The sequence below is a fragment of the Acinetobacter guillouiae CIP 63.46 genome, assembly GCF_000368145.1.
GTDB classification, from domain to species: Bacteria; Pseudomonadota; Gammaproteobacteria; order Pseudomonadales; family Moraxellaceae; genus Acinetobacter; species Acinetobacter guillouiae.
This window is the reverse complement of the sequence record NZ_KB849283.1, coordinates 1,240,408-1,253,711: the sequence shown is the minus strand read 5'-3', so window position 1 is coordinate 1,253,711 and position 13,304 is coordinate 1,240,408. Positions and strand designations below refer to the sequence as shown.

Genomic DNA, 13,304 nt, shown 5'->3' with positions numbered 1-13,304 from the left:
GAGAGAAAAAATGGGATTACATGAACGGAATATTGATAAGGCAATTAATGAGAAGATCCTAAGCATTGAGAACGTGACCAAAAGTTATGGTGTGGTTCAAGCACTACGCGGTGTCACGGTTGAAATTCGTAAAGGTTCTATTCATGGCTTGCTGGGTGAAAACGGTGCAGGTAAATCCACATTGGTTGGCATCATTTCGGGACAAGTCACCCCTACATCTGGGCGAATTATTTTAAATGGTCGTGTACTTGAGCATGTTGATGTCAAAGCAATGGAAGCCGCTGGGGTTTTCTTGGTGACACAAGAGCCAATGATCATTGACAACATGACCGCAGAAGAAAACCTGATGCTGGGTATCTGGCCGAATAAAAAAGGTTTTATCGATTGGAAAACTTTATGTGGCAATGCAAGTCGCATGCTTGAAGGAACCAATATCGATGCCAAAGCGCTAGCAGGGCATTTAAATGCGGTGGCACGACGTAAGTTAAATATTCTACGGGCGATGTTCTCTGGTGGTCGGGTGATTATTTTAGATGAGCCAACAGCGGCATTAACTGTTGCTGATCGCCGTCAGTTATTTGATTTTATGCATAAATTAAAAGCTACGGGGGTAACGTTTATCTTTATCTCACACTACAACGATGAAATTCTTGAAATTTGTGATGCGGTGACTGTATTACGTGATGGCAGTTTGGCAGGTGGTTCTGACAATGTGAGTAACATGAGTGCTGAACAACTGACTGAGTTGGTGATCGGGAGAGACCTTGCGCTTTTTCAACGGGAGCGATGTGATTACACCGGTCAAATCCCTGCTGTTTGTTTAAAAAATATATATGGCAAAGATTTGGCCTTGCAACAACTGAACATTGGTCCAGGCGAAGTGATTGGATTTACAGGTTTGCCTGGCGCAGGTGCAAAAGAAATTGCTCGGGCAATCTTTGGATTGCATCCTGCAAAAGGCTCAATCTCAATGCATGGCGAAGATGCGCAAGCTTTAGCAACATCTCCACATGAAGCCTTTGATATGGGAATTGCTTATCTTTCTGATGATCGTCGTCATGATGGGGCTGTAGGACAGATGTCGATTGGATCGAATATTGCGCTTTCTTCTTTATCACAACGCTCAAAATTGGGATTTATCGATCAACAGGCAGAGGATTCGGTGATTCAGCATTATTTTAACGCAATGGGGGTGAAAGCCCCCAATGCTGAATATGCAGTGGATACATTGAGTGGTGGTAATCAACAAAAAGTGTGTTTAGGACGAGTGTTGGCAGCAAAGCCACGATTGTTGATGGTGGATGAACCGACACGTGGAATTGATATTGGGGTGAAACAAGATGTATTGCGCATCATTGATGAACTTAGTCGTGCTGGTGTTGCGGTCATCATTGTTTCAACCGATATGGACGAATTGGTTCGTGTGGTCGATCGCGTGTGTATTTTTGATCAAGGGACTGTAAAAGAAACATTGACGGGGCAGGAGATTACCGTCGACCGTCTACGTGCATCCGTTCAGGCGTGATGTCACGAGACAATAATAAGGATAGATGCAATGAGTAAGGAGAGATGCAATGGGTAATGAAATAGCAGCAGACAATAAGATCACTAACATTACAGCAAAGAAAAATACTCGCGAAATTTTAGGTTGGGTGCTCCACAACGTGGTCTGGATTTGGTTGATCGCTTTGGTCATCATTTTTGGTGCATTTAATGAATACTTTCTTACCGTGTTTAATTTGCAAAATATCATGGTGCAGGCAACCGTTTTAGGGCTTTTGGGTTTGGCTGTCGCATTGCCATTGTTGATTGCTGAAATCGATCTTTCAATTCCAGCAAATGCAGGTTTTTCCGCTGCTGTAGGTGCACTTGCTTATTCTGATTGGGGATTACCTTGGTTTGCCGCGATTTTACTGGGCTTATTGGTCGGTACTTTTATTGGGTTCTTTAATGGTTGGTGTATCACCCAATTAAAAATGGTTGCGTTGATCCAAACCCTAGCAATGATGATCATCCTTCAAGGTGCACTTTTGGCCTTAACGCAAGGCAAAACGCTGAATAATTTTGCAGAAGCTTATACTTGGATTGGACAGGCAACCCTCGGGACTTGGCCATTAATGCCAGTGGTATTTTTGATCATGTTGTTGATTATTGGCGTGATGTTGAAACATACCGTTTTGGGTCGTTCAATCTATGCTGTAGGTGGAAATCCTGCTGCTTCACTCTCTGCGGGAATCCGAGTGAAACGTATCAAGATTATGACCTATACCATTTCTGGGTTTCTTGCTGCTCTTGCGGGATTCTTACTGGCTTCATGGCAAATGGCAATTACATCAAATCAAGGCTCAAGCTATCTACTCTATGCGATTGCGGCACCCATTATTGGTGGTGTCAGTGTATTTGGTGGGCGTGGCAATGTGAAAGGCGTATTGGGTGGTGTATTGCTACTCACGATCATTCAGGTCGGACTTGCAATTATCAATGTGCCTTCTTTTTATGTCGGAATGATTGGAGGAATCATGATTTTTATTGCAGTACTGATTGATGCTTTCCGCGTCCGTTATTTTGGTTAATTTACTCAACTTGATCGAGGAACAAGCACAATGTCTTTTCAACCACATGGTCAGCACTTAATCGCAGGGAAGTGGATTGCGACTGATCAGACTTTTACCAATAACCCTATTGATGGTTCAGTATCTCGTTTTTCTATCGGTCATCGTGAACTTGTCAATCAAGCGTGCCAAGCGGCAGAAGATGCTTTTTGCACTTATGGTTACTCAACGCTTGAGCAGCGCGCGACTTTTCTCAATGTCATTGCTGATGAAATCGAAGCTCGAGCAGATGCGATTACCCAGATTGGAACCCAAGAAACAGGGTTGCCCAAGGCTCGACTGGAAGGAGAACGTGGACGCACTGTGGGGCAGCTGCGACTTTTTGCTGCACATATCTTGAAAGGTGAATTTTTGGATCGCCGGCATGATGTTGCACTTGCGGATCGAAAGCCACTGCCACGTCCAGAAATTCGTTTGATGCAACGCCCAATCGGTCCAGTTGCAGTATTTGGTGCATCAAATTTTCCGCTGGCATTTTCAACAGCAGGCGGGGATACAGCATCGGCATTGGCCGCAGGGTGTCCAGTTGTGGTTAAAGGACATGAGGCACATCCAGGTACAGCGGAGATTGTTGCTGAAGCGATTCATGCTGCGATTGAAAAATGTGGACTGCACGCTGGTGTATTTAGTTTAGTCCACGGTGGAGCATTAGATGTTGGTCAAAGCTTAGTACAACATCCGTTGATTAAAGCGGTTGGATTTACAGGTTCGTTGCGTGGTGGACGTGCTTTATATGATCTTTGTGTTGCACGTCCAGAACCGATCCCGTTCTTTGGTGAATTGGGTTCTGTCAATCCAATGTTTATTTTGCCCAATGCGATTGCCAATCGTGGTGCTGAAATTGCCAAAGGTTGGGCTGAATCATTGACATTAGGCGCAGGTCAATTCTGCACCAATCCTGGGGTCGCCGTGTTGATCGAAGGTTTAGCAGCAGATGCATATATTCAAACTGTTGTAAAAACACTTGAATCTGTTCCAGCACAGGTTATGTTAACCGATGCGATTGCCGAGGCTTATCGTGAAGGGCAACAACGTTTGGCAAATACAGCAGATGTAAGTGAAGTCTTTAGTTCAAGCAGTGATTTGCGTAATGCGAGTCCTTATCTGTTTGTTACAACAGGCAAAGCATGGCTGGAAAATAAGACCTTAGAACAAGAAGTATTTGGACCGCTGGGTTTAGTGGTTATTGTTAAAAATATCGTTGAATTGATGCACGTGGCGAAGTCCCTTGAGGGGCAGATTACCTGTACGCTTCATCTTGATCAAGCAGATCATCACGTTGCAAGTCAATTACTGCCTGTGCTGGAACGTAAAGCAGGTCGTATTCTTGCAAATAGTTTCCCAACTGGGGTTGAGGTATGTGATGCCATGGTTCATGGCGGACCCTATCCAGCTTCAACAAACTTTGGTGCAAGCTCTGTAGGCACGCTGGCGATTCGTCGCTTTATGCGTCCTGTGTGTTATCAAAATATTGCGGAAGACTTACTTCCTGTGGATTTACGTTAAGTAAAAATCAAGCCTAATGTGCTTGAAAATATAGGCAATGAGATGAATTAAAGGAGATGATTTTATCTCATTATTAAACTCTAAATCGAATTGAAATAAATATAACTTTAACGAGTGCGCTCTTTACTCCATCCAACTGAATGAATCAGAGGGATAAGGCAAACTCATGCTTAAAAAAGGAATTTAACATGAAAACAAACTTATGGATTGTTGGAACAGCGGTTTTTTTATTGTCGCAAATTGCATCTGCGATCGAATTTGGTGGCTATTTCCGTACGGGAATCGGTGCAACTGAAAATGGCAAAACACAAGAGTGTTTTCGACTCACGGGGGCGCCGACCAAGTATCGTCTTGGCAATGAATGTGAACAATACGGTGAGTTTTTTGCCCAACAAAACCTGATCAAATTAAAAGATAATTCCGAATTGAACATCAAAGGAATGCTTCAGTTCTATAACCAATATGGGCAAACATTAAGTTTTAATGACGACAATGGTTTTACCCGAATGAATCAAATTTATTTGGATTGGAGAAATATTTCCTATCTGAATGGGGCAAATCTCTGGGCAGGTAGGCGATTTTATCAACGTAATGACATTCACATGACTGATTTCTTTTATTGGAATCAGAGTGCTACTGGCTTCGGTATTGATGATTATAAAATCAATGACTTGTCCTTAAGTTATGTGTTTTCCCGAAAAGACAATGTATTTCAGGAAAAATATATCAATCGACATGATGTGACAGTGAAAGGGATTCCAATCGGTTCTAAAAATACAATCAATACAGGTTTGTCATTGATTGATGCAGATGAGATGGGCTGGGCATTAACCGTGCAAAATGTCACGGCTGAGGTATTGAATGGTAAAAATACCGTGGCGCTACAATATGGTCAAGGCGCTGGGATCGGGCTGAGTTATACCGGTAACCCTGAGTTGGATCGTGATACTTCTTCACAGCGCTTTCTTGAAATCTTGGATTGGACCTCAGACAGTAAGAAATTCAATGGACAAGCTCAATTTATTTACCAAAAAGACCAACTAAAGAATCAACAAGATCGTGATTGGATTTCAGTAGGCTCTCGGGTGGCATATGTGGTTCAAGATCATTTTAAAATTTCCACAGAAATTGGCTATGACCAAATTAAGGCCAATGACCAAACCCGTAATCTGACCAAATTGACACTTGCACCAACCTGGTCGATAAAGGGCACAGGCTATTATGATCGCCCAGAACTGCGTCTTTATTATACCTATGCATTTTGGAACGATAATGAGCAAAAAATGCGTGATTTGGTGATGCCGAATAACAATTTTCAAAATGTGAATCGTGGTTCAAACTTTGGTGCTCAATTGGAATATTGGTGGTAAGGCTTTAATTGATTATTCAAAATGAGTGGTCTTATAAGATCGCTCATTTTAAAAAATGTGACTCAATTGAAAATATGACTCAATTAAAAATGACATCAACCATTGCAACACAACCCAGTGGAATAAGTCAGCAGCAGAAAGGCACAACAAAAAAAGCAACAACGGAAAACAACACCCAAGGAAGCAATCACAATGAAAGCATTGGTACTGGAAGAAAAAGACAAACTGCAAATTCGTGATATTGAGATCAATGAATATCTAAGCGCAACTGATGTAAGCATTAAAATTGCCAAAGTGGGTATTTGTGGCAGTGACGTGCATTATTATCAGCATGGTCGAATTGGTGATTTTATTGTCAATGCACCAATGATTCTGGGTCATGAAGCGAGTGGGATCATTGTTGAAGTCGGTTCAGCAGTTCAACATTTAAGAATAGGCGATCGTGTATGTATGGAGCCTGGGGTTTTTGAGCCAAATTCTCCAGAAGCGATGCAGGGTTTGTATCATCTTGATCCGAATATTCAGTTTTGGGCAACACCGCCTGTACATGGTGTATTGCGTGAGTCTGTAGTTCATCCAGCAAACTTAACCTTTAAGGTACCAGATCATGTCAGCCTTGAAGAAGCTGTGCTGGTTGAACCTTTGGCCTCAGGTGTACATGTGGCTCGCAAAGTGGGTATTTCACCTGGAGATACTGCTGTGGTTACTGGTGCAGGGACGATTGGTGCTTTAATGGCATTGGCATTACTCGCATCAGGTTGTAGTCGAGTTATCATTACGGATGTAAAACAGCAAAAGTTGGATTTTTTAGTCCAGCATTATGGTGAGCGTTTAATTGCATGTAATGTCGCACAGGAAGATTTAAAGTGCTTTGTACAACGGCACTTTGTCGGTGGTGTCGACCTATTTGTTGACTGTAGTGGTCATGCAAGCGCAATTGCAGCAGCGCCCGATTGTCTAAAACCTGCGGGCAAACTGGTTTTTGTTGGAATGCCACAACAGGCTGTGCCGATGGATATTGTTGCCATGCAGGTCAAAGAGATTGAGACGATTTCAATTTTCCGTTACGCAAATGATTATGAGCGTTCTATTGCGCTGATTGCTTCTGGTCAAATTAATGTGAAGCCGTTAATTTCAAAAAAATTTCATTTTAATCAAAGTATTGAGGCATTTAAGTTGGCGGCATCGGCACCTGCAGATATGATTAAAATTATTATCGATTTTGATCTGTAATTTATTAATTATTAGTCACTTAGATATGTGAGGTGGGATATTTATATTTAAAAATGAAGCATATTAAAAATATGTACTCCCACCCAACAGCGACATTCATGTCGCCCTATGGTAGGACAACCTATGATTCAAAGTACAAAAAATGAATTGATAACCAATAGTTTCTAAAAGTTTATACAAAAATATATGCTTTATTTATGATCAATGACTAGATATAAATCACTTGTATAAATAATGCGTTGGTTTGGTTGTATTTATTATACTAATTAAATGAAAGTTAAATAATAACCTTGGATGATAAAATTTTAATTTTTTATTTATAGTCTGAATTTTTTGATCATCATAAATAATAATTAAGCATTTAAGATAATAAGTTTTTTATTATTCAAGTGATTTTTATTTGTATGTTTAATTCAGTTTAATTTACTAAAACCCTAAAAGAAAATACTTTATACATATCGGTCTTTATATTTGTCGTAATTTGTCAATGAATTCGTGGTGAAATGTCAATACGCATATTTCTAAATTTTATACTTTAACACTGTGTTGTGAATATTTATCAATAAAATTCCACAACTTTTATAACTTTAAGAAATGATTTAAATCAATACCAATCGATAAGACAGCACGAAGGATTTGTGAATCTTGGTATGTATTTTAGTTTGAGACGACGATATAGACCATGACAAGAAAATTTTTATAAATTGGAGTACGTATGCAAGATTTTACTTTATCTAAGTGGGTATTTTTAATTTCAACAGTAGTTTACTCAAGCCATTCTTTTGCGGGTTTTAATGTAAATCCAATTGTAGACAGCTATGAAAATAAAAATAGTCCTCAACCAATTGTGCTTGTACATGGCTTAGCAGGGGCAGAACATGTAAAGTTTTTAGGAAAATTTTCTATTTATGACTACTGGGGCTCAACATTAACTCAATTGGCTGAACAGTCCACACCAGCGATAGCAGTTTCTATAAGTCCTTTAAATAGCAATGAATATCGTGGTGAAGAATTAATCAAGCATTTACAGTATATTCAAACGACTTACTATCGTGATGACGTTAAATTTAATTTAGTAGGACATAGTCAAGGTGGACCGACATCTCGTTATGCGCTTGGGGTTAAACCTGAGTTGGTGTCCTCCATCGCGACTGTTGGTTCTCCACATCGGGGAAGTCCATTTGCTGATCAAAATATCCAAGAATATGAAGCAACTGGAAAATTAGATATTAGCAGTATGTTGCCTTATTCTTCGCTACAGTCTGTGTTGAATTTTTTGCAAAATATCATTTATAGACATGATTTTTTAAGTGCACTTCATAAAATTATAATTGATGGCAGATTAGATGAAAATGATATTAAAACCTTTAATGCCAACACCTCGTTCTGGGTGTGGGGCGGTGAGGGTGTTAGAAAATTACCAGATGAAGATTATCGTCGTAACAGTCTAAATTATATTAATTTGCTTGAAGGGATCCGAGCCAATAGTGCCAAAAGTATGCAAGATTTTAATACTTTATTCCCTGAAGGTATTCCCATTTCTGCTCAATGTCTAAAACAGACAGCTAACCCAAGCGATTATAATCTACCCAATACACCTGATCGATATTCTATCAAAGGATTAGATGGACATTCCTATCCTGTTTATATGACATCATGGACGGGGAAAATTGATGAAGTGGTAAATTTATTTCCCAATCAAGCACATGATGGTACGGTCTCGGTATGTAGTAGTCGTCTAGGAAACTTAAAAGGAATTTATAACTGGAAACATAGAGAACAGTCAGGAACGTTTAGTAAATACGATGAATCATTCTCAGTTTCAGGCTGGCCTTGGAATTGGGGTTGGATTCAAACACCGACGAAATGGGCAACAATTCCAAACCCAATTGATGTTTTAAAAGATCATGCAAATTATTTAAAGGAAAATAATATGTGATTGACTTTGGGCTATATTGATCTATAAAGAATAAATATAGCCTGATTTTATTTAAAACAAAAAATCAGGGATTTTAAATGAAAAAAAGTATTTTAGTTTCATCTTTTTTTCTAGTGGTTATTGTTTGTTTTCTATGGCTTGTTTTTAAGCCAATAGATAAAAAGACAAATAATCAGGAGGATTTAAAGCCAGATCAAGCGACCGCTTTAAATATAGGTAGCATAAAACCAAGCAGCGGTTTTATACCCATTGCAGTTGATGCATTTGGAGGGAATATTTACTGTGAATTAAGTTTTGATACAAATCAAACTTTTGTTTTAGACAATATGACCAAGGATTGTTTTGATAAGCTGTTAAAAAATAATCCAACTGAATCTGATCCTACCAATTTTGGTTTAAATTTTTTCAATAAGCTGTTGGTTGATCCGACTCAAAGTATCGTAAAGGATTTATGGATTAGGTATGTCAAATATACCGATCAGGTCATTTTAACCCATAAGGCACATTCGAAAAATCAAGCGAATTATAAAAATGCGAAAAGACTTGTAGATGCGATTCGATCTATCCGAGAAAGATTTTTTACCCCCTTTGAGATAAAGGCATTATTTGGTGCAAGTGACAAAATTGAAGATTATGAGTTGGTTGTTTTAAAAATAAATGAATCTACAGGGATGACAGATGATGAAATCGAACAGGAACTCAATACAGCGATAAACAACCTGCCCGAAAAATCGAGAAAGGCCATAAAGTTTAATAAAGACTTTAACGATGTATCTCGTAAAGTTCAGGAAATAAAAAACAGAGGAGGTTCACAGGAAGAGATCCGCAAGGAGCGGTTAAAAGTGTTTGGTCCTGAAGTGACCGAGCGGATGGAATCTGTTGATAAATCAAGAGCGCAATTTAAAAACCAAGCAGAAATATATATGCAAAAGCGAGGTGAAATTTTGCAACGTGATTTAAATATGCTTGATCAGGAAAAATCAATTGAAGCGCTTAGAAAAGAAATTTTTAGTGACAGATATGATAAGCGGAGAATTATCAGTTTGGAAAAAATTTATGATACGGAAAAATCGCTAGATATTCTCAATTAATGTAAGTGTATTCAATGAATCAATCTAGTTAATGGGACCGTAGAGAATAAATAAATTTAGGTCTTATTTAGTATTTGTAATCTAGCCATAGTTTAAGGAGTAAAGTATGACAGCCAAAATTACACGACGAGAACTTATTCAAAAAAGCCTATTCGGTTTTGGTGCACTGTATTTATCTGCGGGTTTTACGGGATGTAATGACAGTTCAGATCGAGAATCAACAATACTACAAGTCAATTTTGAACATGGGGTTGCCAGTGGAGACCCTTTACAAGATCGCGTGATTTTATGGACACGCTTAACGCCCAATGATAGCAGCGCACGTTTGCAAGTGACTTGGGAAATTGCTTTAGATGATCAATTCAAGCAAATCATTAAAACAGACAAAGTCACCACAGCAAAGGCACAAGACTTCACGGTGAAAGTTGATGCCACAAACTTAAAACCAGATCAACGCTATTTCTATCGTTTTAGCTTTGGCAATAAAGTTTCACCAGTTGGACAAACCAAAACGCTACCAATCAACCCCAGCAAAGTCAGTTTTGCGGTATGTTCTTGCGCGAATTATCCAGCAGGGTATTTCTATGTTTATCGTGAAATGGCCAAGCAAGATGTTGATGTGGTAATTCATTTGGGTGACTATATTTATGAATATGGTCAAGGTGGTTATGCAACAGAAGATGCAGTGAAGTTAGGACGTACTTTGGCTGCGGACAATAATCAAGAAATTATCAAGTTAGATGATTATCGCAAACGCTATGCGTTATATCGTAAAGACAAAGATTTACAAACATTGCATCACCGTCATCCATTTATTGTGATTTGGGATGATCATGAGTTGGCAAATGATACATGGCGAGATGGTGCTGAAAATCACCAAGCCAATGAAGGGGCTTTCCTCGATCGTAAACTTGCTGCATTACAAGCATACTTTGAATGGATGCCGATTCGTCCTATTTCCGCAAATGATCATCTCAATATTTATCGCCAGTTTGACTTTGGTTCACTGGTGCAATTGACCATGTTAGATACCCGTATCCTTGCCAGAGATAAGCAACTGGAATATACCGATTATATCACCGCTTCTGGTATGGATTTTCAACGTTTTCAGACTGACTTAACCAATCAGAATCGAACCTTGATGGGGTATACCCAACGTGAATGGTTACAACAAAAGTTGGCTCAATCCAAGGCAACTTGGAATGTATTGGGTCAGCAAGTGTTGATGGGTAAGATATTAATCCCTGCTGAATTACTGGTACCGTTGAGCGCTGTTCTAAGTGGAAATGCAACTCAAGAGGTTTTAAATCAAATCAATACGATGATCATGGAGTTAGTGCAACTGAAAATGCGTGTGCTACAGGGCGATCCAACATTGACAGCAATTGAAAAGGCACGCTTAACCACTGTCGCACCTTATAATTTAGATGCTTGGGATGGTTATTATGTTGAACGAGAAATTCTGTATAACACTTTAAAAGCATTGAACAAGAAGGTCGTAGTGCTGGCAGGTGATACCCATAATGCATGGTCATCAGAGTTGTATAGTCAGGCGGGTGATTTTGTCGGTGTTGAGCTGGCGACAAGTTCAGTGTCATCGCCGGGAATTGAAAAGTATCTCAATATTCCAGTGGAACAGTTACAGCAGTTTGAAATGGCGTTTACCACACTGATTGATGAGTTGGATTATACCAATCTAAATCAACGTGGTTATCTAAATGTCAGCTTTACTGCAACGCAGGTTCAAGCGGACTGGATCTATGTCGATACCATTAAAGAGCCGCAATATACTGTGGATACAAAACGTGGGCATCAAGTGGTGCTGAATAATCAATTGGTCAATACCCGTTCGATTAAGAAAACTGCTTAATAAAAGCCTATTTAATTTTATATCGCCTGACTACTGAAGAAGATTTAGATGCTATTGCTATTGCTATCGCGTCATTTTTTCAGTAGTGCAGGGTTTAGCTGTCTATGTACACATAATGAAATAACACAAGAATATCAGGAGTAAAAAACCATGGCTGGATTATCGATTTGGCACGTACTTATTTTTGCAATTGTGGTGATCTTACTTTTTGGCACATCTAAATTAAAAAATTTAGGTAAAGATGTCGGCGGTGCGGTGAAGGATTTTAAAAAATCAATTCAAGATGATGAAACAACCGCTGCTGCACTGAATGAACCACGGACACAGGAACATCAAAATAGCAATACTGATGTGAACTCTACGGTAAAGCATTAAAACTGGAGAATTAACACATGCTTGATGTCGGATTTTCTGAATTATTGTTTTTTGGGATTATTGCGCTGTTGGTGTTAGGACCTGATAAACTCCCTGAAGCTGCGCGTTTTGTTGCGAAATGGTACAGTAAATTGAAACGTCTCATCAGCAATGTTCAGAACGACATTGACCGTGAATTACGCTTATCTGAATTGCGCGAACAGATGCAGAATGAGATGCAGCGTATTCAAGAATTAGAGCAAAAAATGCAGGCGCAGATGCATGAGCTACAGCAATTATCGGCTATGCCTGGAGATGCTATACAGCAAGAGCAAGCGCCAGCACGATTAGAGAAACAGCAATTAGAGCAACCGCAATTAAAAGAACAGCAAAAAGCCCAGCTGAGAGTGAAGCAGATTTATCAACCTGTCTCACGTGATATTCCTACAGTCTATTTGCCAAGTATCTGGCTAAAACAAGTTCAATGTAATGATGAAAAACTCAGTATTGATCTTGTTCAATCCAAGTCAATATCGCAATTGAAGGTGGCCGTATGACATCAATGATACCGCAGCTACAAGAGCAAGTTTCCGAAGAAGCGACTCAGCTTGAAGCAATGCCAATCACCCGACATTTGATGGTGTTGCGTCAGCATCTGTTTAAAATTATCGGGGTATTAATTGTGCTTTTTTTCTGTTTGTTGCCATTTGCAAACAGAACTTATTCAATGTTATCTGAACCACTACGTGCCCAATTACCTGCCAGTTCGACCATGATTGCTACAGATGTCACTGCAACATTTATGGCACCTTTTAAACTGAATTTCTTTATTGCGCTGATGCTGGCGATGCCTTTTATTATTTATCAGATTTGGGCATTCATTAAACCTGCATTGTATGAAAAAGAAAAGAGTCTGGCATTCCCATTGTTATTGAGCAGTATTTGCTTGTTTTATTCAGGGATTGCCTTTGCCTATTTTATTGCCTTACCTTCGATTCTGCATTTTTTTATCAGTGTTTCACCTGATACCGTTGCGCCAATGACAGACATTAACAGTTACTTAAGTTTCTGTTTAAAACTCTTTTTGGTGTTTGGGGTCACTTTTGAAATTCCAATTATTACACTGGTATTGATTTTAATCGGTTTGGTCAGCACGCAAACGCTGGTAGAAAAAAGACGCTTTATTATTGTGGGCTGTTTTTTTATTGCGATGTTTGTCACGCCACCAGATGCTATTTCGATGATCATGTTGGCAATTCCAATGTGGATGTTGTTTGAATTGGGATTGGTATTTGGCAAGATGATTGAAAAACGTAAACGTGTATAAGT

General features: G+C 39.3%; 12 protein-coding genes. All 12 read left to right on the top strand.

Annotated elements, in window-relative coordinates:
* The first annotated feature begins 10 nt into the window (after window positions 1-10).
* The 12 genes from F981_RS11015 (at window position 11) to tatC (ending at window position 13,302) form a co-directional block, all read left to right on the top strand.
* Complete coding sequence (locus tag F981_RS11015) at window positions 11-1,525, top strand: sugar ABC transporter ATP-binding protein (RefSeq protein WP_004721507.1); 1,515 nt, start codon at window positions 11-13, stop codon at window positions 1,523-1,525.
* Between the two features lie 49 nt (window positions 1,526-1,574).
* Window positions 1,575-2,573: an ABC transporter permease gene (locus F981_RS11010; protein WP_004721504.1), complete on the top strand. Its 999-nt coding sequence runs from the start codon at window positions 1,575-1,577 to the stop codon at window positions 2,571-2,573.
* A 30-nt stretch (window positions 2,574-2,603) separates the two neighbouring features.
* On the top strand, window positions 2,604-4,118 hold the full coding sequence (locus tag F981_RS11005) for an aldehyde dehydrogenase (NADP(+)) (protein WP_004721503.1): 1,515 nt from the start codon (window positions 2,604-2,606) through the stop codon (window positions 4,116-4,118).
* A gap of 188 nt (window positions 4,119-4,306) precedes the next feature.
* Window positions 4,307-5,488, top strand: a complete 1,182-nt coding sequence (locus tag F981_RS11000; protein ID WP_004721500.1) for a maltoporin — start codon at window positions 4,307-4,309, stop codon at window positions 5,486-5,488.
* Between the two features lie 8 nt (window positions 5,489-5,496).
* Entirely contained in the window at window positions 5,497-5,727 is a 231-nt protein-coding gene (locus F981_RS23925) for a hypothetical protein (RefSeq protein WP_016539335.1), read from the top strand.
* Entirely contained in the window at window positions 5,681-6,721 is a 1,041-nt protein-coding gene (locus tag F981_RS10990) for an NAD(P)-dependent alcohol dehydrogenase (RefSeq protein ID WP_004721499.1), read from the top strand. Before F981_RS23925 ends, F981_RS10990 begins: the two co-directional genes overlap by 47 nt.
* A gap of 715 nt (window positions 6,722-7,436) precedes the next feature.
* The gene (locus tag F981_RS10985) at window positions 7,437-8,660 is read left to right on the top strand and encodes an alpha/beta hydrolase (protein WP_004721496.1); all 1,224 of its coding nucleotides are present in this window, start codon (window positions 7,437-7,439) and stop codon (window positions 8,658-8,660) included.
* A gap of 77 nt (window positions 8,661-8,737) precedes the next feature.
* Window positions 8,738-9,751 carry a lipase secretion chaperone gene (locus tag F981_RS10980; RefSeq protein ID WP_004721495.1) on the top strand — a complete coding sequence of 338 codons (1,014 nt, stop codon included), beginning with the start codon at window positions 8,738-8,740 and terminating at the stop codon, window positions 9,749-9,751.
* Between the two features lie 106 nt (window positions 9,752-9,857).
* On the top strand, window positions 9,858-11,621 hold the full coding sequence (locus tag F981_RS10975) for an alkaline phosphatase D family protein (protein WP_004721493.1): 1,764 nt from the start codon (window positions 9,858-9,860) through the stop codon (window positions 11,619-11,621).
* A 150-nt stretch (window positions 11,622-11,771) separates the two neighbouring features.
* Complete coding sequence (gene tatA / locus F981_RS10970; protein WP_004721490.1) at window positions 11,772-11,996, top strand: Sec-independent protein translocase subunit TatA; 225 nt, start codon at window positions 11,772-11,774, stop codon at window positions 11,994-11,996.
* Between the two features lie 17 nt (window positions 11,997-12,013).
* Window positions 12,014-12,532 (top strand): Sec-independent protein translocase protein TatB, encoded by a 519-nt coding sequence (tatB, locus tag F981_RS10965; RefSeq protein WP_004721489.1) that lies wholly within the window; start codon window positions 12,014-12,016, stop codon window positions 12,530-12,532.
* The gene (gene tatC / locus F981_RS10960; protein WP_004721486.1) at window positions 12,529-13,302 is read left to right on the top strand and encodes a twin-arginine translocase subunit TatC; all 774 of its coding nucleotides are present in this window, start codon (window positions 12,529-12,531) and stop codon (window positions 13,300-13,302) included. The genes tatB and tatC overlap by 4 nt, the downstream gene beginning before the upstream one ends.
* Window positions 13,303-13,304: the final 2 nt, after the last annotated feature.